Raw genomic sequence first — 18,637 nt, forward strand, 5'->3', positions numbered from 1 at the left:
GAATTTCCGTGCGCTGTTTTCATCGGTGGATTTCATAAATGCAGACACAAAAATAAGCATACGGAAATGATCCGCATGCTTATGCATGGTCATTTTCCCACCTTGCTTACGAGGTTAGCTGGCGGATTCGGGCTGTGGTTATAGCCCTACGGTAGAGGTCTGTTCGACCCGGTTCCGATTCACCCCATTGGCATGAATGCCAAGTTTGGTTCCCCCGTTTTTCCTAAGAAAATTCAGCGCATATTCAACTTCTCACAAGGTCTAATATTAGTCTACAAAGTGCCTACAGTAAAGCGTTGAAAAAAATGAAAAAAGAATGAAAAAACATCCAATAAGCTCAAATATAGCGTCTTATTGGATGCTCTCTTTCATTATCTTCAATTATCCCTCTAGCCCGTGATTTTAATACCTTTTCAGCTTTTTTGTACCTTCCAAAGTAAAAACTAAAATCCTAAGCTCTCCTCAGCATCTACTTCAATCACTTCTTCTTCCCTACGTCCATACCAAAGAAGGAGACTTATTAGAGCAAACGCTATTAAAGCTAACAAAGGAATCGTTATAAATCCGAAGTAGTTCAAGTAATCTTTATTACAAGGAACACCAACTGTACAAGGTAGAACTTTACTTAACGCTGGAATCTTCTGTTCCGCATAATGATAGATTGAGATACTGCCACCAATCAAACTTAATGGAAGCACATAAGGAATGATGCGCTTATCTCCACGGAAAGTGGCAATTCCCAATAAAAATAACTGCGGATACATAAAAATCCGCTGAAACCAGCAAAGCTTACAAGGTTCATACTTCAAGACTTCACTTAAATACAAGCTACCAGCTACAGCAACCAAAGAGACGAACCAGGCCAGATAGAGGCAGTTACGCTTGCAAAAAGATAGGAATTTTGTCACTTTGCCTCCACTGCTTTTGCGGCGGTGTTAATTTCAGATGTAATCGCTTCAATATCGAAAGGTTCAGCCGTTTTCACTCCATTAATGTAGAGCGAAGGCGTAGTTGTCACGCCTGCGTCAGTTGCCAACTGAATGTCTTTCTTCAGCTCATCTGCATAAGTTTTCTCTTGGATGTCTTTACGCAACAGATCATAATCGATCGCTAATTTCTCTTTTTCAGCAAGGCTTACCAAGAAATCCTCAGTGGCCCATTCCACGCTCTCATCCCCTTGCTGCGCATACACAGCATCATAGAACTTCCAGAATTCATCCTTATTCTGATGGTATACAGACAATGCAGCTAGTGAAGCTGTCTCAGAGTCAGGACCAACGAAAGCCATATTTACAAAGTAAAGAGCTGCTTTTCCCTCGTTGACAAAATCTTGAACAATTTTCGGTTTCATGGAGCCAGCAAATTGGGAACAAGCTGGACATTTGAAATCACCAAATTCAACAAGCTTAACAGGTGCATCCTCATTACCAATCCTAGGTAGCTCACTGTAATTGAATTCTACCGGTTCTCCTGTAGAGACATTCTTTGCTGCATCTTTCGAAGCTAACATAAACAATCCAACAAAAATGATAACTACTACAGCTATTGAACTAATAACTAAAATTCTCGTTTTCTGCTTCTGTTGCTCCTGTTCTACCCGTCGTTTCTCTTGTTTGCTCAACTGGGGAACATTTGGACTTTTTTTAGGTTTACTCAAGGAGAATTCCTTTCTGTCCTCTAGGGACTAATGTAGTTTTTATCATATACATTTAAAATTATATAATTATTAATCTCTTTTTGGCAAACAGTATGGTCAAAAAAAACAGCGTAACTCCAAAAGGAGAAACGCTGCTCTTATTTTAAAAATATATAATTCCATTAAGCTCCAGCTTCTTCATTCAATAACTGTAACCGCAATAGCTTAATTCGAGAAATTCGCTTATTCTCAGTCTCTTCTACAATAAATAGATGATCATCAAATTCTACGGATTGCCCTTTTTGAGGTGGATTAACCTCCAATTTAGAATACAGCCAGCCGCCTATCGTATCGTAATCCTCAGTCTCCATATGAAGACCTAAAAGATCATTAATCTCTTCAATAAGCATCAAACCGTCAATGGAGTGTTCATCCTCGCCAAGCTTCTCAACACCGGGACGTTCCTCATCAAATTCATCCTGAATTTCTCCAACAATTTCCTCCATGATATCTTCCAGTGTCACCATTCCTGAAGTACCCCCATACTCATCGATCAATATGGCGATTTGTGTCTTCGCACGCTGCATAACTTTCAGCAAAGCACTAATCTGAATGGATTCCGGCACGGTCAATATTGGACGAATTAATTTCTGATAACTTTGTGGACGATCCTTAATTAAGTCCTTTATATGGATGAAGCCTAAAATATGATCCTTATCACCGTCACAGACGGGATAACGTGTCCTCATGCCATCATAGGCAATCTCAAGGTTCTCCTCAGCAGAAACATGATTATTCAGACAGATCATCTCTGTCCGCGGAATCATGATCTCCCGAGCCATGGTATCCACAAATTCAAAAATATTGTCAACTAACGCCATTTCAGTATTATCGATAAAGCCGCTTTTGTTACTTTCCTGCATGATAATACGAATTTCTTCTTCCGTATGCGCCGTTCCCAGCTCTGAAGCCGGGGCTAATCGGAAAATTTGCAGTAAACCACGCGCCAGCCCATTAACGATCCATATCACTGGATACATGATTTTGTAAAATACATTCATCGGTCCTGCTGTTAGTAAAAGGACAGATTCAGCCTTGTTAACAGCAATGGTCTTAGGTGCAAGCTCACCTAATACGATATGCAAGATAGTAATGAACATAAGAGCAATAACCAAAGATACAACATTAACAGCAGTTTCTCCTAAACCTATGCTTCCTAATAAAGGCCCGATAAGATTAGCTATAGCTGGTTGACCCAGCCACCCTAATGCAAGCGAAGCCAATGTAATGCCGAGCTGACAGGCTGAGAGATAGCCATCCAGGTTGCTGACAATGCTTTTTGCATTAAAAGCTTTTTTACTACCTTCTTCAATCAGGGTATCAATTCTACCACTTCGTACTTTCACCATTGCATATTCGACTGAAACAAAAAATCCGTTTAACAATACCAACAAAATAATAAGACCAACATGTAATATACCGGGTAAAGGGTCGCTCAATTTATACTCCTATCCACCATTTTCCGTACATGGATGGATAGGCCCACCTCCTTCGTTTTTTCAGAGTATTGGCAAAATGCTTGCCGTTTGTTCCTTTCAGTATCAATTTCCCAATGGTTTCATCTCCAGTCTAGAATCACGTTTTTGAATATATACTTTATTATATTAATATATTGGGGCAAACCGCAAGCATGCGTGTCCTTTCGAAAAAAAATGGGCGATGATTATCAAGATTATTCCATAAAATCATCACAAATAAAAAGAACTCCTAACCTTTTGGCGTTGGAGTTCTTCTCATCGAAGATAGGTTAAATTTAGCGACAATTTCTCATCGTTGGAGGATTGCCAATTACACCTGGGTATTGGTAAGTAAGGGGCTCATCGAAGGTAGCATAATCAAAATAAATCATAAGTAAGACGGTGCGTTGGCCGGTCGCAGGGTCACTGATAATAATGTGGTCACGGCCTGCCGCTTCCAGCACACCCTTGTAAACTTTGGCATTCCAGTCTTTATTGTTCTCATAAGTAAAATAAAACGTACCTACTTTTCCTAAATTCAGGCGGAAAATATTCTCAATGTAGGATTGTTCGAACGATTGTGGTGGATTTTGAACTACTACTCCCCCTGGAGTCATTGGACTGCCACTGCTTACTTGGGGTGGCATGCTGCCCATGCCTTGCATTCCTGATGACATCGGCATTCCGGAAGACATTGGCATACCTGAAGAAGAGACACTACCGATGGTATAAGTTACGGGGCGGTAAGGTTGAACGATCATTTACTGAAACCTCCTAAATGTTTATCAGAGCATAAGCTCCTTTGGACACTAATGAAACTTACATTTGGACACAATTGAAATCACACTTACTTCTGTGAGAATTACTCATTTTATTGAGTAATTCTCTTTGCACAGTTACCATCCTAATTGCCGATAAATACAGTCGGGCAATCTTCTCCGGTCGGAGTAAAGAAGCAATGGGCTTTAAAGCGGCCTGTGTTTTGTTGGTTATACCAGGTTGCAGGACAATCACCTGCGGGTCTGAAGAACCACAAAGCATTGGTAGCTGGCCAGGTTCTTTCACCAGCAATTACACGTTTGGCTAGACGGATATCTGCTTCTCTGGCTCGCTGGTAGAAGTATCCCTTCTGCGGCGCTTCGAAACCTCCAGGACTTTGATAGACCATATCATTCACATTCCGAATGTTATTAAAGTCCAAGCAATTGCCAAGAATCCGGTTGACGCCAACATTGCCGACCATGAGCATGCCGAGATCTCCATCTTCCTCAGCTTCCGCTCTCATCAACCGCGCCAGCACCTTCACATCTTCCGAGTTCGTTTTGATGACGGCCACGCTGTCTCCTCCTTGGGGTCACTTCTTGTAGCAACCTCGTTCTTAACTGCATGCTGTATAGTATGTGCATTCGCCTAAGAGGTGACAGTTCCCGCCTATTTTTTAGAGTAGGGATCTTTCCTTTTAACCACTCAGCAAATCCCCTTTAGCGACACTCTAAGCTGCGTATGTCCGCGCTAAAGCGTCAGAGTCGGGGTCGGTGGCAGCATCAGAGTCCACGTCGGTGGTAGCGTCGAACGGTGCTGGAATCGGGCTCGGTGTTAGCAACAATGTCCACGTTAGATCAATTTTCTTGTTAGCAACTGCGTCAACGTCAGCACCCGCTCAGAAGGCGCTATCGGACACAGCTGACCTTATTCGCGATATTAATCCACTTTTCGGATTCTAACGGACCCCAAAGCCCCTATTGGCCCGCAAAGCACCGATTATAAGCCTCTTTCTACTGAATAGCTGCATTGGAGTCCGAAACTAGGCTCAAAAGACTGTGAATTTGCAAATAACGTCATCTGGGTCCGCAAGGTGAGAGGGTAATGAAGATCTGACACTTAATAGATGATCGCACCTACAGTTAGCTTTGAGAGCTACGGGATCAGTTAGCTTTGAGAGCTACAGGATCAATGAGCTTGAATGGTACATAACCAAAACGCAAAACAGCGATCCACCATGAGCATGAGGATCGCTGTTTTGATTTAATACATATGACTACTCCGCAGTTGAGTATTGTGCCTGTCGTTGGAATCCATGATATCTGGTTCCTTGATAAGTAAGCATTCCTCTATCGCCTTCAGCACTCAAGCCATATTCATGGCCATCTACTTTAAATTCCATGCGACTACCGCCCTCCAGCTCGTACGTTAAGTAGTAAGTTGTACTTGTACGAGTTGAGCCATTCTCTTCCTGAAGCTGCTGCTGTCGTACTTCAGTCCGTTTGCTAACGATATGCGCAGGGATTGTTAGTATGGGGGAGCCATTGTTCCTGCCCCATTGAAGCAAGCCCCTGCCTGCTGATATAGCAAGAATACCAATCATAACAACGATAAAGATCGGCATCACCGTTCCGGCAAAATCAAACATCCATGAAAGATCCGGGCCCATTCCCATGACAGTTTCCCCCTTCTTCCTCTTGTTATTCAGCCTAATTGCTGCGTTCTGGGTACTTCTGTACATGTATATGCCTCATCTAGTCCAGAAAGCATTAAATAAGTGAGACTAGATGCAAAAAAGACCACTTCGTTTTCTTAGAAATCAAGAATTCGAGTGGTCTCTATACAGAGTTTTCAGTTATTAAATTAAGCATGAACTAGGTCTAGCAATTTCTTAGTTTCGTCCGTCTGATCGTCTAACATTCCATTCTCAGCCCAGCAAGCTCTGCATTGTTCTTCAGTTTCACAAAGATGAGCGTCATCACAGTTGTAGCAAAGTTGCAAAAGGTTTCTTGTCATATAATCTGTTTCGAATGTTTTCATTGTAATCTCTCCTATTCGATGTCTGAGTTTGTGAAAATTTGAACTTGTTTTCTATGTGTTAAATATATCACAGGATTCTTTAAATGTCATGTGATTTTTTTCACATTTATAAAGAAAATTTTAAATAAGTTTTTTCCTTATATTCAATCATTCACAAACAACAATAAACCCCCACTCTGCTAACAACAAAAGAACCTACCATCAGGCAGGTTCTTATTCCTTATTACATTACACGCCAGCTGATACCACCATTCGTAGTCTGTAACAGTATCGAGCGCTTGTCCTCTTTTTTCTCAATCAAAAGCCACCCCACCTCAGTGGAAAAAAACTGTAGCTTTACAATCTCCGGATATTCCAAAAGCTTAGATCGCAGTACACTGCTCTCTTTAAGCGGTAACCAGGTCGCTCCTTGATCAATCGTATGGTAAAGGGTGTCGCCGAGTATGGTCCAACCGATCTGTGAATTCAAAAAAGTCGGAGCAATTAGACGATTAACACCAGCTTGTGCGTTCAATCCAAAGGAAGCGAATTTCCAATTAGCGCCGCCGTTAGCTGTAAAATATCCATGGTAAGTGATCGTTTTTTCTTTATCCTTTTGACAGCCAACAGACATCCAACCAGTAGACTTACTAGCATCGAAGAACTCCGGTTTGCCAGTAATTACTCGGTCACAATCTTCTAAACGTTCGTTAACTAGAAAAGCTGGCCCGAGGCTCCAGCTCTTACCGCCATCTTTTGTCATAAAGATTTTGGGAAGAGCACCTGTCTGTAGTGTCACAAATCCATGTGTACTATTGCGAAAAATCATTCCAGTGGTGACCCCGGCAAACGGTATCGAATCATTTGGGAAATTCGGATTGTATTGCTCATTCTGCATCACTTCTTCCCAAGTGGCCCCACCGTCTGTCGTTGAAAAAAGTGCCTTGTTCTCTTTATTGGAAGAAGCGTTCCATGAGGTCATCAGCCAACCCTTTCTGGGTGAGTTGAAATATACAGAGGATACTGTATTCACATCTCCTAAAGATGAGATTTTCCAGCTTTGGCCACCATCTGTGGTTCGCAGCACAATCGTTTCTGTCGAGCCAAAAGCACTTCTTATAATCCAACCATGAGATGGATCCGTGAAGAAAATCCCCTTCCCATACACAGGATTGGAGAGGAACTGCACATTTGGTGCTGGTGAAATATTAGCCCAAGTTGCTCCGTTATCCCGGGTCAAGTACAACCGGAGTTCGTTTTTGGTAACCCCCCAGGCCAGACCCTCACTTTCACTAAGCAGCTGAAAATCTGTAAGACGAGTCTGAATTTGATATTTCGGAGCGCTATCATTGTCAATATGATTGGCGTCTGGAGTAATCAGGGTTATCGTCTGACCTTCTTCAGGTGCCTCTGTCGGCTGGGGCTGCTGAGTAGGTTCCGGGGGAGGAGATGAACAAGCCGTGACCACCCACGCTAACAAAATCAGCATCAATATTAATCTTATTCCCTTCAATCCAGCAATCTTAGATGCCAATAACCTCTCTCCTCTCGGATGGATTGAATCTTATTTATGATTCAAATTACTATTACGATAGCCATATAGTGCATAGATTAGAAGTCCAACAACTGTCCAAATTAGAAAACCAATCCAAGTCTCACTTCCTAGATTATACATCAAAATACCACAAGTTGCCGCACTTAACAGCGGAATGAAAGGTACCCAAGGAACTCTGAACCCTCTTTTTAAATCCGGATGAATATATCTAAGCGCGATTACCCCTAAAGACACTACAAAAAAGGCAAACAATGTTCCTATGCTTGTCAGATTTGCCAACCGGTCCAGTGGGATGAAACCCGTTAACACAGCTATTAAGATACCTACCATCCATGTGCTTCGTACAGGTACCTGTGTTTTAGCATTAATCTTAGATAAACTTATGGGCAGTAGGCCATCACGTGAGATGGCAAATAACAGCCGAGTTTGACCGAATAACATCACGAGCAGTACCGTAGTCATTCCCGCAATGGCTCCAACAGAGATCAGACCGGCAATCATATCCTGATTTACAAAGCGAAGCGCATAAGATACAGGATCACTAACATTGAGATCAGTATATGGAACAATACCCGTTAATACGAGTGAGACAAGAACGTACAAGACAGTACAGATAGCAAGGGATGAAATAATTCCAATCGGCAAATCGCGTTGGGGTCTTTTCACCTCTTCAGCAGCGGTTGCTAGCGCATCAAAACCTATGTAGGCAAAAAACACTGTGGCCGCGCCATTGATCACGCCATGGTACCCAAAAGGGAGAAACGGAGTCCAATTCTCTGGCTTCACATAGAAAAATCCTGTTACGATAAATAGAAGCACCACTGCTATTTTGATAAAAACCATGATTGCGTTAAAGCGTGCCGTTTCTTTGGTTCCCCGAGTCAGTAAATAGGAAATTAACAAAATGATGATTACTGCAGGCAGATTTATTATTGTACCCGCTTCTGCATTATAAGCCCCCGATAGTGCGGTTGGAAGATGTATCCCAAAGCCCTCTAATAACCCCTGAAAATACCCTGACCAACCGCTGCTTACAGCCGCTGCGGCAACTCCGTATTCCAAGACAAGATCCCAGCCTAAGATCCAAGCTAATAGTTCTCCAAAGGCTACATAACTATAAGCATAAGCACTCCCGGAAACAGGAATGGTCGAAGCAAATTCCGAATAACATAATGCCGAGAGCACACAGGCAAACGCCGCTAGTAAAAAAGAAATTATAAGACCAGGACCTGCATGTTCTGCTGCGGCAACTCCTGTCATTACAAAAATACCTGTGCCGATAATGGCTCCTACCCCAAGCATTGTTAGATCCAGGGCACCCAACGTCTTGTTTAACTGCGTCCCCTCAGAACTTGTGGGTATGTGTAGAGCCTTTTTACGAAATAAATCCATCCTTACATTCTCTCCTGTCTAGTCTTGCTAAGATAATGAAATAAAAATCACATTTTAGTATGGCCTTAATTAGGGTAATGCATTAAATAAGATCAGCTTGAAAACACTACCGTTAACGATTATGATGGACAAGATTGAAACCAAAAATTTGAAATATTAAGGAGATGGAGACATGGCCCCCCCAAAACCCAATCGGGTCGTAGTTATCGGTACTGGAGCAGTTGGTACAACTACAGCCTATACATTATTGTTACGTAGACGTATGCCCGAACTCGTACTTATTGACGTTAATCATCAGAAAGCACTTGGCGAAGCACTGGATATGAATCACGGCATGCCTTTTGTCGGTGGTGTGAAGTTATGGGCTGGTACTTATGAAGACTGCCGTGAAGCAGATATCATTATAGTCACTGCCGGTGCATCACAAAAACCGGGAGAAACCCGGATAGATCTGCTTCGTAAAAATATTTCGATTTTTAAAGATATCATTGAAAAAATTACAAAGTATAACCAACATGCCATTCTACTTATTGCAACTAACCCTGTAGATATTCTGTCTTACGCGACTTTGAAAATAAGTGGGTTTGACCGCAGACGTGTAATTGGTTCTGGTACGGTACTTGATAGTGCTCGTTTTCGTTATTTGATCGGTCTTCACAAAGAAATCGATCCTCGCAGTATTCACGGACAGATCATCGGTGAACATGGAGATTCAGAGCTTCCGGTTTGGAGTCTTGCGAATGTAGCTGGGATTGATCTTGGTTTTGACGAAGCAGAACGCGAAGAAATCTTCCAAGATACCAAGAATGCAGCCTATGAAATTATTGATGCCAAAGGCTCAACCTCTTATGCAATAGCTCTTGCACTGGACCGAATTGTAGTCTCCATTCTTCATAATGAAGGCGCCGTGTTGAATGTTTCTACTTTATTAAATAACTATAACGGGGTTTCGGATGTCTATCTCGGTGCACCTTGCGTAGTAGACCGCTCGGGTGTTCGGCAGGTACTGGACCTCCCACTCAATGAAACCGAACAGGCTTTATTCCAGAAATCCGCTGAGAAGCTAAAAGCAGAAATAGCTAAGCTAGAATTGTAAGCGTATATGGCTGGAAACAGCCTTTTTTGAATACAAAAGACACAAGAAACCGTCCTTTTTATGCGTGGAGCGTTGCCTCCACTATGAAAAGGACGGTTTTTAATATAACACGAATTAACTTAGCCTGCCAATGACAAAAAGATCCTTTAGCAGGCCAGGCTCACCTGAAATTCCGGATCTTTTTTATCAATTTATTTAGTGATAGGCTGCTTGTAATATTCTTTGAGAACTTGTTCGGCTTTTTTGCCATAAATATCAAAACCACGGTCAATGGAAGCCTCTTCCAAGGCATATAATTTCGTGCTCCAGTCCCACCAGAAGTAACCGGCAAACCAAGGTTCATTCCAGAATGCTTCCAGCGCTGACCGATAGAAGTTGGCTTGTTCATCTTCTGAATACGGTAAGTCTGTGTATGTAAAGTCCCATGGCATGGTGGCACATCCATGCGCACTTCGGCATCCAATCTCGATGAATACGAGAGGCTTGCCAAATCGCTCAGAAAGTGACTTAAGCCGCGGTTTCTGCCGCTCCCAACCTGCCAGCATATTCTCATAAGAATCTCCCGGCACGGAAGCTACCGGATAATAAGCGCTGGTTCCGATAAAATCCACCTCATCCAGCCACTCGATTCCTTCTTCTTTGCCATGATTGGCATTATAAATGATCGGCCCTGTATAAAGATTGGTGACCTCTTGAATCAATTGTCTCCATTCCGCAGTTCTAGACTCTGTGCCTACCATTTCGCAGCCGATACAGAACATCTCACATTCAAGATCTTCCGCCAACTCTGCATAGTGTTTAATGAAATTTGTATAAGAACGGAACCATGCTGCCCAATAAATCTCTCCCTCTTCCGGAAATCCAATCCTAGCTCTCCAAATGCCATCCCTCGAATTCACAACCGGTTTAAGACAAACTTTAAGACCAAGCTGTTTTGCCAGTTGTACCGCATGTGCGAGATCACGATCTGTCACCGTGTAACCGTAATCATAATGAATTTCTGTTGAATGCACTGTGTCTTGCCATGTCCAAAAAGATAAGGCGATCCATTCACTTCCTGTCTCCGCCAGCTTTCTCATCGAATCTTCTGCATATTCTGTACGGTATTCACCTCGTTTTGATCCCCAGCCATAAGTCATCCCTTTTAGAAATACATCCTTCACGATTAGGACCTCCTATAAAAAACTCTTAATAACTGTTAGAATAAATCAATACCGTTATAATAACAAGTTATTTTTTGTTATCGATTTTCTAAGGAGGTTTCTTTCTTTTCTATCACAGCTGGATTTGCAATTTAGACATAGCCTCTTCCTTCTCACGACTGGTAATATGTGTGTATACGGTTGTAGTCTGGATCGAGGAGTGACCAAGCAGTTCCTGTACAGTGCGCAGATCTGCCCCTTTTCTCAGCAGCATGGTTGCAAAGGAATGTCGGAGCTTATGACTTGAATACGGACGTCGCTGTGCTGCTGGCACATCCCTTTGGAAACGATCAAAGGTATCTGCTGCAATTTGCTGAATGCCGCGGATCGACAACCTGCGTCCTTTTTGTGAAATGAACATCGCTTCCTCTTTACTGCGCCAAGGATCTAACCTTTCTGCTAACGCAGAATCCAGAAAAGGCACTACATCCTCGGGAACCGGCACATTACGCCATTTACGCCCCTTCCCAAACACACGGAGAGAATGTCTTTCTACATTATAGTCACTCAAATTCAGTGTGTGGACTTCCCCCACCCGAAGCCCCATATAGGACATCAACAAAAAAACTGCTAAATTGCGCTTTTTGTATTTACCATCTATAGAAGATAAAAACCGCCCCAGATCACTTTCATCTAAATAGACCGGCTCACGATTGATCTCCGTTTTGGATTTCTTAATCCCGGCTGCCGGGTTGTTCTGAAGTAATTCCAGCTCGATCAATGCCTTGAAAAAACAGTTAATCGCAGCATGCTTCCGGTTACGGGTCGCATCACTCACTCCACGTTCGCGGACAGAGGTCAAAAAAGAAATGACATGCAGCTTCTTCACCGTCTCAAGCTTTTTACCATTCAGGCTGTCTAAAAATTGTTTCACATCTACTAAATAGGATTTTTGCGTATAGGGAGTGTACCCGGCATCCTTCATCCAGATGAGAAAGGCCTCCAGCCCTTCTTCGTAGTCTTCACACCACTCATTCATGCCTTAGAGCCTCCTTGTTAACGTTGATCTATATTAGACTTCTCCATTGCTCAGCATGTTTTTGTATCGCAAGTAAGAACTCCGTCAGTACGGGCGATTTCCATTTCTTATGATGATAGGCGATCTGCGTCGCCACACGCTGTGATTCATCATTCCAATTCAACCTGGCAAGTTTGCCTTCGGCGAGTTCATTTTTTACAGTAATTAATGGAAGAAAGGCAATGCCAAGATCAGCCATCACACATTGCTTTATCGCCTCGATGCTCCAAAACTCTAACGTGGGGTCAGGAAAAACACCGTAACTGTTCAAATGCCGTTCAAATAAAGTCCGGTAGGAACAGCCCGTTTCGGTATGAAGTATGGTCACTCCTTTTAAATGAAGGGGTTCTACCTCAGCAAGGTTTAATAAGGGATGATCTGTCGCTGCGATCAGCGTCATCGGCTCATGTACTAATGTTTCTATATTTAAATCTTTATCTTCCGTCTCAGGTTGCAACAAGAACGCTAAATCCAGTTCACCCGAACGCACAAAATCTGATAGTTCCCAGCAAGCTCCAGGCTTCAGAAGAATTTGCACCTTCGGATATTTAGCGCGAAACTCCTTAATAATACCTGGTAAGCGAAAAGCAGCTAGAGATTCAGGAGCCCCAATCCGTAAAGAACCCGTAAGCTCACTATCCGAACGTAACGCGTCCTCTGCTAAAGTGTGCATTCTGGATATTTCTTGAGCGAACGGGAGCAACCGACGCCCTGCGTCGGTTAGGATAATCTTTTTACTGATCCGATCAAATAATGGCTGGCCAATTTCAGACTCTAGTGCTTGGATTTGTGCAGTAATACTGGACTGTGCATAATCAAGCTTCTGTGCTGCTCTAGTAAAACTGCCCGTCTCCACTACCACTAAAAAGGTAAAAAGATGACGTGACTCCATGAATTTCCCCCTAAATGAAAATGAACCATCGGAATATCGAATGGATACTATTCAAAAATTCTGTTTTTCCAATGGATCTATTATCTGCTACTCTAGAACAAAAGACAAGGAAAGCAGGATAAAAAAACATGAAGGAATCCGGTTCAAACACTTTACAAAAAAACATTGGCATGCCTCAGGCTATTGCCCTTTACATCGGGGCTGTGTTGGGTTCTGGGGTCTTAATTGTTCCTGGTTTAGCTGCAGAAATGGCGGGTCCCGCTTCATTACTGGCGTGGGGATTTATGTCGTTGCTGATTTTGCCGATGGCCTTATCAATGGGTCTGCTCTCTGCTAAATTCCCTAACGCTGGAGGCGTGTCCCATTTTGTAACGCTTGCTTTTGGTCCAAAAGCTGGCTCACTGGTAGGATGGTTTTTTCTGATGTCCGTTCCGATTGGCGCACCTGTTGCTGCACTGACTGGAGCTGGTTATATGACCGCCGCTATGGGCTGGGACGAATCTGCAAGAATTACTATTGCCGCTATTATGTTGGTCATTGGCCTGATTACGAACTGGATTGGTATGCAGGTAGCTGGAAAGGTACAAATAGCGGTAGTTATAGCGATTGTTGCTGTGCTGGTCTTCTCCTTTGCTACTGCACTGCCCCGTATGGAAGTCGAACACTTCACTCCCTTTATCCCACATGGATGGATGAGCATTGGCCAGGCTGCTGCAATCTTATTCTGGTGTTTTATTGGCTGGGAGGCTGTCTCACACCTATCTGAGGAGTTCAAGGACCCACAGCGTGCCGCCGTTAAAGGAGTAACTATCGCCGCTATTATAGTAGGGATTCTATATTTTCTCTCCGCACTAGCAACTGTTGGTACACAAAGCTACCTCAAAGGTGGATCAAGCACTTCACTCGTCTGGATTATTAGTCAGCCTCTTGGGCGCTGGGGAGGATTTATTGCCGGACTTACCGGTCTGTTCATCTGTACAGCCACAATTATTGCCTATGCAGGAGCTGCCTCACGTGTGGCTTATGCTTTATCCCGCCAAGGCTCTGCGCCGAAATGGATGGGTAAAATATCCAAACAGTATCATACCCCTATCGGTGGCATAGCTTTTCTTCTGCTCTGTTTTGTATCGGTGATGACGCTGTATGGCAGCGGGTCCCTCTCCATCACCACTCTGATCCAGTTTCCGAATGCTACTTTTATCCTGACTTATATCGGAGGTTGTGCTGCAGGAATACGTCTGCTCAAAGGAAGTCGCTTAGGTGTGACGATAAGCTGGATTTCTTTTTTAGCAACAGCTGCTGTGTTTCCTTTTACGGGCTGGGCGATAGGCTATCCGCTACTCATTACTTTGGTATTCGTTTGGATTATCCGTAATAAGCGTAAACAGAGGATACGTGTCACTGAAGAGATTGGTCCTGAAATGCATAAGGAACAACAAAAGGTGTTGTAAGGCTCTAACTGCGTTTGAACTTCTCCTTAAGGAATAGTTGTACTGGTGTCCGAAACCGTGCTCAATAGGCGATAAATGTGCAAATAGCGTCAAATCTCTAACTAGTCCTAAACGGGCATTCGTTTCAGCAGCTGCTTAGATGGTTATGGAATGAAGAGGGTATACTAGACTATGACCAGTCAAAGGAGACGATAAATCATGCCAAACAAAACTAAGATTATTCTTGAGCCAGCTGCTCAAAAATTTGCCGATGATAATGCGAAACCTCCCTTTCTACCTGACCTTGGGCCAGAAAAAGGCCGTGAAACGGTAGATAGCGTACAATCCAGTGAGATATATAAACCTGAAGTTGATATTGAAGATCTAATGGTGCCAGGTGGACCTAACGGTGATGTTTTCATAAGAATCGTTCGTCCCCCAAGCTCCTCATCAGCGTCGCTGCCTGTTATCCTGTACATTCATGGCGCAGGCTGGGTGTTTGGGAATGCTCATACCCATGATCGCCTGATCCGTGAACTAGCTGTCGGAGCGGAGGCCGCAATTGTTTTCCCAAATTACAGCCTCTCCCCAGAAGCTAAATATCCTACAGCTATTGAAGAAATCTATGCAGTACTCCAGTGGACAGCTGAAAAAGGAAGCGAGCACGGATTAGATACTAGCAAGCTTTCTATAGCCGGAGACAGTGTAGGTGGGAATATGGCCGCTGCTATTACTCTAATGGCTAAAGAACGGAGTGGGCCGATGATAGCGAAACAACTACTATTCTATCCGGTAACGGATGCCTCGTTTGATACTGAATCCTATCATGAGTTCGCCGAAGGCTATTTCTTGCAGCGGGACGGCATGAAATGGTTCTGGGATCAATATACTACTGACCCTGAGGAACGTAATCAAATCACGGCCTCCCCTCTTCGGGCTAGCCTAGAACAGCTGCGGGATTTACCAGATGCACTGGTCATTACTGGTGAAGCAGATGTGCTACGGGATGAGGGTGAAGCTTATGCCGCCAAATTGCGGGAAGCTGGCGTGAATGTTACGGCTGTCCGCTTTCAAGGCATCATTCATGATTTTGTCATGCTGAATCCTTTAGCCGAGACTCATGCTAAAAAAGGAGCTATCAAGTTAGCGACAACATGGCTTCGTGAAGGTTTCTAAACAAATCAACTATTGACATATTCCTTTACTAGGCGAATTGGTTCCCACAAGAATTCTTGTGCGAAACTGATTCGCTTTTTATTGTTAACATAATATTTATTATGTTAACAAGTGTATTTTTACAATTGAGAAACAAATATCCATTCTCTGCGTCAATATATTATAAATGATGTATAAGGAGCTAAAATCGTGAAATATGTACCGTTTATCCTAAAGACCGTTATATCTTCCTCCTTGCTCGTATCTGGAACTGGTATATACTTGTCTAGTGCTCAAGCAGCAGTAACAACTCCTGCCTCCTCTTCAACAACCGTCGACTCTATCACCACAATTAAACCCTTATGGCACGACAAGGCAGATGGTCAAGGAATTTATAGCCAACAGGCTCCTATTGCAAATAAATTATTCTATTATTCATCAGGCGGGACACTAAAGGCCGCCGATCTCACTACAGGCAAAGTTAAATGGTCCTACAAAAACGGAACAAATCCTGAGATTATAACGAATAACTCGGTTTTCTTTATCACTTATGAGGGTTATCTTGTAAAAGTTAATGCTCAAACGGGGAAATTGCTTTGGAAGGTTAAGGCTGCCAAAGATCCGATCGAGATCGGTGCTTTCGCGGAGTTAGTTAACGGAGTGATATACTTCCGGAACGAGCATGGTGGAATTGCAGCTTATCATCCGGTTACTGGTAAAAAGATCTGGGAGAATAAAGACATCCCTATGTATGTAGGAAGTATCGACGGTCTTTATAACGGGGTATTGGTAGTATCCAGTACCGTTGATAATAGACGCACACAGTTTTTCGGACTCGATCCGGCTACAGGCAAGAAGTTATGGAGAATTCAGGGATTTTATAGCTTTGTTGCTTACCGGGATGGTGAATTATTACTCCGCGAACAAGCCAATGCTGCAAATGATGCCTCTAACGAGCCTCTTAAAGGCTATCAGTTGACCTTGATACATGTAGATGTTAAAACTGGAAAAGCGAAGACCAATAAGAACTACAAACCGCTCGAAGATGTCAGTAGACTCGGTAATTATTTTACATCACTTCAAGGCTCGTATCTATATACAGTCGATGGAGGTTTAGACCAATGGGGTGGTCATCCACTATACCGCTTTACCTTAGGTCAAGAAACAGCGAGTGAACCCAAAAGTTATGAGGAGTACGGAAATTGGGTGGCTGGTCCAGTAAATAACATGGCTTTTTTCCAAAAGGATGCACAGATCACTGGCGTTCAAATGAACGATAATCGCATTATAAGCTTCAACGGTCCGGACAGTCCCGCGCTTAGCGTTCAATTTCTGGGTAAGGGGATTTACGCTGGCTATGAGAATGGCTACTTCTATATCATAAATGCAGAAACAGGCAAAGCGCTTGGCAAAGTAAAGACCGGAGCACAACAATACGGCACACTATTTAGTGCGAATGGTATTCTCTACATCCAGACGGAGCACGATATATTCGCGATTTCCCTGCCAAAAGAATTAAAATAGTTGTTGTTACTCCTCATTTTTTGCAGCCACTTCTCGTTTAAACTCACTGGTTCGACTCTCCAGATGAACTGACCCGCTGTTTCCAATCTGGAAGGTCGTGCCAGTCCCGATCGAAAGAATTTTAATATATTGTATATTAATCGTTGTTTCCACGGAATCCTTTAATATCACAAATTCATCCGCTTCATTCCCTTGGTTTGTCCATACAGGGATAGGAATATCTATGAGTGTAGTTTCTTTCGTGTGATTATTAATCTCCTTTATGTTAAAAAGATAATTCTCCTTGCTTCCCAGGAATTTAGATTGAACCCGGTTTACAGATCCACATATAAAAATAGAACTGTCGGACAGATTGTTGATATAAACATCTTGTATGCGTGAGGTGTGCATAGGTTAACTGCCTTTTTTGACTTGATCTGGAGCACTCTGAGTATATTCTATTACGCTGTCAAACGCCGAGGAGCAATGAATGGATTGAGTATCCCCTACTAAAAATACTGATGAACCCGAGATCGAAACGACTTTCACTGCATTGACACTAATATCTCTATTGATCACCGTTATCTTCATTCGTCTCCCGCCTTCCGGTTATATTTATTTCCAAATGCCGCTCTACTGCCATAACGATATCTCGTTTGATTTGCTCTACAATAGAAGCGCATTCCTCATCAGTGTATCCACGCCCTTCTTCTGTGGCAGGGAGTTGGTTTACATACTCGTTAATCCGTCCATCCATTTGATTCAGCAGATCCTGAGTCACCATTTGGATATATTGCTCATCAATGCTTAAATTCTTCTCTTTTTCTAAACGTGAAAATTGCGAGGGAACCTCTTCTTGCACATACTTCAAAATCTGTGGGCGAATCTGATCCGATAAGGCAGTTGTACCATCCTCCCGCTCCCCTATAGGTTTACCGTTGATCATCGCTTCATCCAGATTGTTTCCCTCATTCGGTGTAATGCCTATATTTAAAGTGCCTTCCAGCTTTTCGATTTTTAATTGTTCAAAATGATAATTGATAGGTCCTATACTTGCAGATTTATTGTTCTTTATGCTGTCTACATCGCCTTGCAAATCGCGAAGCTGCTTCTCTAACTGTTGAATCTTCTCCGCTTGCAATCTTAGTGTATTAAAAACCTGCTGAGCGTAATACGGATGCATACAACCCCCTCCTATGGTTTATTGTATGCGGGGACAAAGAGCCTAATTCAGATGTGCATATAGTTCCGCCGCTGGCGGTAAGGATACAAGGGGTGAAGCCATTTTTTCCACTGGAGTCGTTGGAGCCGATGATGGAGCTCCAGAGGTCTCATAATTATGAGACAAAGTAATGATTCGTCCCGATGTCCCTACCTGAAGAACCGAGGAATTAGAGATCGTGCCGATTTTTAGATTATAGATCGATATGCATTGATATACCGTAATGTTCATTTAAACC

The 18,637-nt window shown here is 43.0% G+C and carries 20 protein-coding genes and 1 riboswitch; of the genes, 4 read left to right on the forward strand and 16 right to left on the reverse strand.

Annotated features, from left to right (window positions below):
- Positions 1 to 89 precede the first annotated feature (89 nt).
- A riboswitch (cyclic di-AMP (ydaO/yuaA leader) is annotated at positions 90 to 249 on the reverse strand.
- A 194-nt stretch (positions 250 to 443) separates the two neighbouring features.
- The 9 genes from MHH89_RS07800 to MHH89_RS07840 all read right to left on the reverse strand — a co-directional run bounded on the left by MHH89_RS07800 (position 444) and on the right by MHH89_RS07840 (position 8,881).
- On the reverse strand, positions 444 to 908 hold the full coding sequence (locus MHH89_RS07800; protein WP_076126701.1) for a disulfide oxidoreductase: 465 nt from the start codon (positions 906 to 908) through the stop codon (positions 444 to 446).
- Positions 905 to 1,657, reverse strand: a complete 753-nt coding sequence (locus MHH89_RS07805; protein ID WP_081386224.1) for a DsbA family protein — start codon at positions 1,655 to 1,657, stop codon at positions 905 to 907. The genes MHH89_RS07800 and MHH89_RS07805 overlap by 4 nt, the downstream gene beginning before the upstream one ends.
- Positions 1,658 to 1,818: 161 nt before the next feature.
- Positions 1,819 to 3,135: a hemolysin family protein gene (locus MHH89_RS07810; RefSeq protein ID WP_036687555.1), complete on the reverse strand. Its 1,317-nt coding sequence runs from the start codon at positions 3,133 to 3,135 to the stop codon at positions 1,819 to 1,821.
- Positions 3,136 to 3,449: 314 nt separating this feature from the next.
- Entirely contained in the window at positions 3,450 to 3,914 is a 465-nt protein-coding gene (gerQ, locus tag MHH89_RS07815; protein WP_341086768.1) for a spore coat protein GerQ, read from the reverse strand.
- A 143-nt stretch (positions 3,915 to 4,057) separates the two neighbouring features.
- Complete coding sequence (locus tag MHH89_RS07820) at positions 4,058 to 4,489, reverse strand: cell wall hydrolase (RefSeq protein ID WP_076126705.1); 432 nt, start codon at positions 4,487 to 4,489, stop codon at positions 4,058 to 4,060.
- 702 nt (positions 4,490 to 5,191) lie between these two features.
- Positions 5,192 to 5,584 carry a DUF2500 domain-containing protein gene (locus MHH89_RS07825; RefSeq protein ID WP_076190442.1) on the reverse strand — a complete coding sequence of 131 codons (393 nt, stop codon included), beginning with the start codon at positions 5,582 to 5,584 and terminating at the stop codon, positions 5,192 to 5,194.
- Between the two features lie 194 nt (positions 5,585 to 5,778).
- Positions 5,779 to 5,955, reverse strand: coding sequence for a hypothetical protein (locus tag MHH89_RS07830; RefSeq protein ID WP_169744776.1), 177 nt, complete (start codon positions 5,953 to 5,955; stop codon positions 5,779 to 5,781).
- Positions 5,956 to 6,178: 223 nt separating this feature from the next.
- The gene (locus MHH89_RS07835; RefSeq protein WP_081387523.1) at positions 6,179 to 7,468 is read right to left on the reverse strand and encodes a VPS10 domain-containing protein; all 1,290 of its coding nucleotides are present in this window, start codon (positions 7,466 to 7,468) and stop codon (positions 6,179 to 6,181) included.
- 30 nt (positions 7,469 to 7,498) lie between these two features.
- Positions 7,499 to 8,881, reverse strand: a complete 1,383-nt coding sequence (locus tag MHH89_RS07840) for an amino acid permease (RefSeq protein WP_076126707.1) — start codon at positions 8,879 to 8,881, stop codon at positions 7,499 to 7,501.
- A gap of 172 nt (positions 8,882 to 9,053) precedes the next feature.
- Here MHH89_RS07840 and MHH89_RS07845 point away from each other — a divergent pair, with 172 nt between their 5' ends.
- Positions 9,054 to 9,977, forward strand: a complete 924-nt coding sequence (locus tag MHH89_RS07845) for an L-lactate dehydrogenase (RefSeq protein ID WP_036687562.1) — start codon at positions 9,054 to 9,056, stop codon at positions 9,975 to 9,977.
- Positions 9,978 to 10,168: 191 nt separating this feature from the next.
- Here MHH89_RS07845 and MHH89_RS07850 read toward each other — a convergent pair whose 3' ends face one another.
- The 3 genes from MHH89_RS07850 to MHH89_RS07860 all read right to left on the reverse strand — a co-directional run bounded on the left by MHH89_RS07850 (position 10,169) and on the right by MHH89_RS07860 (position 13,089).
- The gene (locus tag MHH89_RS07850) at positions 10,169 to 11,140 is read right to left on the reverse strand and encodes a glycoside hydrolase family 113 (protein WP_248548697.1); all 972 of its coding nucleotides are present in this window, start codon (positions 11,138 to 11,140) and stop codon (positions 10,169 to 10,171) included.
- A 112-nt stretch (positions 11,141 to 11,252) separates the two neighbouring features.
- On the reverse strand, positions 11,253 to 12,158 hold the full coding sequence (locus MHH89_RS07855) for a tyrosine-type recombinase/integrase (protein ID WP_076106781.1): 906 nt from the start codon (positions 12,156 to 12,158) through the stop codon (positions 11,253 to 11,255).
- Positions 12,159 to 12,186: 28 nt separating this feature from the next.
- Positions 12,187 to 13,089: a LysR family transcriptional regulator gene (locus tag MHH89_RS07860; RefSeq protein ID WP_076126709.1), complete on the reverse strand. Its 903-nt coding sequence runs from the start codon at positions 13,087 to 13,089 to the stop codon at positions 12,187 to 12,189.
- 128 nt (positions 13,090 to 13,217) lie between these two features.
- Between MHH89_RS07860 and MHH89_RS07865 the strand changes: the two genes are divergently transcribed.
- The 3 genes from MHH89_RS07865 (at position 13,218) to MHH89_RS07875 (ending at position 17,198) form a co-directional block, all read left to right on the forward strand.
- On the forward strand, positions 13,218 to 14,540 hold the full coding sequence (locus MHH89_RS07865; protein WP_076184385.1) for an APC family permease: 1,323 nt from the start codon (positions 13,218 to 13,220) through the stop codon (positions 14,538 to 14,540).
- 198 nt (positions 14,541 to 14,738) lie between these two features.
- Complete coding sequence (locus MHH89_RS07870) at positions 14,739 to 15,695, forward strand: alpha/beta hydrolase (protein ID WP_076126713.1); 957 nt, start codon at positions 14,739 to 14,741, stop codon at positions 15,693 to 15,695.
- Between the two features lie 189 nt (positions 15,696 to 15,884).
- The gene (locus MHH89_RS07875) at positions 15,885 to 17,198 is read left to right on the forward strand and encodes a PQQ-binding-like beta-propeller repeat protein (protein WP_341086771.1); all 1,314 of its coding nucleotides are present in this window, start codon (positions 15,885 to 15,887) and stop codon (positions 17,196 to 17,198) included.
- 6 nt (positions 17,199 to 17,204) lie between these two features.
- Here MHH89_RS07875 and MHH89_RS07880 read toward each other — a convergent pair whose 3' ends face one another.
- Genes MHH89_RS07880 through MHH89_RS07895 form a run of 4 tightly spaced genes read right to left on the reverse strand, consistent with a single transcriptional unit; the run spans position 17,205 to position 18,630 of the window.
- Complete coding sequence (locus MHH89_RS07880; RefSeq protein ID WP_341086773.1) at positions 17,205 to 17,588, reverse strand: hypothetical protein; 384 nt, start codon at positions 17,586 to 17,588, stop codon at positions 17,205 to 17,207.
- Positions 17,589 to 17,591: 3 nt separating this feature from the next.
- Positions 17,592 to 17,768: a spore gernimation protein GerPD gene (locus MHH89_RS07885; protein ID WP_111504304.1), complete on the reverse strand. Its 177-nt coding sequence runs from the start codon at positions 17,766 to 17,768 to the stop codon at positions 17,592 to 17,594.
- On the reverse strand, positions 17,746 to 18,360 hold the full coding sequence (gene gerPC / locus MHH89_RS07890) for a spore germination protein GerPC (RefSeq protein WP_076126719.1): 615 nt from the start codon (positions 18,358 to 18,360) through the stop codon (positions 17,746 to 17,748). Before gerPC ends, MHH89_RS07885 begins: the two co-directional genes overlap by 23 nt.
- A gap of 42 nt (positions 18,361 to 18,402) precedes the next feature.
- Positions 18,403 to 18,630, reverse strand: a complete 228-nt coding sequence (locus tag MHH89_RS07895; protein WP_341086775.1) for a spore germination protein GerPB — start codon at positions 18,628 to 18,630, stop codon at positions 18,403 to 18,405.
- Positions 18,631 to 18,637: the final 7 nt, after the last annotated feature.

The organism is Paenibacillus sp. FSL H7-0323 (genome assembly GCF_038002725.1).
GTDB lineage: Bacteria > Bacillota > Bacilli > Paenibacillales > Paenibacillaceae > Paenibacillus_AQ > Paenibacillus_AQ odorifer.

What these genes read in the sequence shown, in the direction of transcription:
- gerQ (WP_341086768.1), bottom strand. Translation starts at nt 3,914, where the DNA reads ATGATCGTTCAACCTTACCGCCCCGTAACTTATACCATCGGTAGTGTC.
- MHH89_RS07825 (WP_076190442.1), bottom strand. Translation starts at nt 5,584, where the DNA reads ATGGGCCCGGATCTTTCATGGATGTTTGATTTTGCCGGAACGGTGATG.
- MHH89_RS07830 (WP_169744776.1), bottom strand. Translation starts at nt 5,955, where the DNA reads ATGAAAACATTCGAAACAGATTATATGACAAGAAACCTTTTGCAACTT.
- MHH89_RS07840 (WP_076126707.1), bottom strand. Translation starts at nt 8,881, where the DNA reads ATGGATTTATTTCGTAAAAAGGCTCTACACATACCCACAAGTTCTGAG.
- MHH89_RS07845 (WP_036687562.1), top strand. Translation starts at nt 9,054, where the DNA reads ATGGCCCCCCCAAAACCCAATCGGGTCGTAGTTATCGGTACTGGAGCA.
- MHH89_RS07855 (WP_076106781.1), bottom strand. Translation starts at nt 12,158, where the DNA reads ATGAATGAGTGGTGTGAAGACTACGAAGAAGGGCTGGAGGCCTTTCTC.
- MHH89_RS07860 (WP_076126709.1), bottom strand. Translation starts at nt 13,089, where the DNA reads ATGGAGTCACGTCATCTTTTTACCTTTTTAGTGGTAGTGGAGACGGGC.
- MHH89_RS07865 (WP_076184385.1), top strand. Translation starts at nt 13,218, where the DNA reads ATGAAGGAATCCGGTTCAAACACTTTACAAAAAAACATTGGCATGCCT.
- MHH89_RS07870 (WP_076126713.1), top strand. Translation starts at nt 14,739, where the DNA reads ATGCCAAACAAAACTAAGATTATTCTTGAGCCAGCTGCTCAAAAATTT.
- MHH89_RS07880 (WP_341086773.1), bottom strand. Translation starts at nt 17,588, where the DNA reads ATGCACACCTCACGCATACAAGATGTTTATATCAACAATCTGTCCGAC.
- MHH89_RS07885 (WP_111504304.1), bottom strand. Translation starts at nt 17,768, where the DNA reads ATGAAGATAACGGTGATCAATAGAGATATTAGTGTCAATGCAGTGAAA.
- gerPC (WP_076126719.1), bottom strand. Translation starts at nt 18,360, where the DNA reads ATGCATCCGTATTACGCTCAGCAGGTTTTTAATACACTAAGATTGCAA.
- MHH89_RS07895 (WP_341086775.1), bottom strand. Translation starts at nt 18,630, where the DNA reads ATGAACATTACGGTATATCAATGCATATCGATCTATAATCTAAAAATC.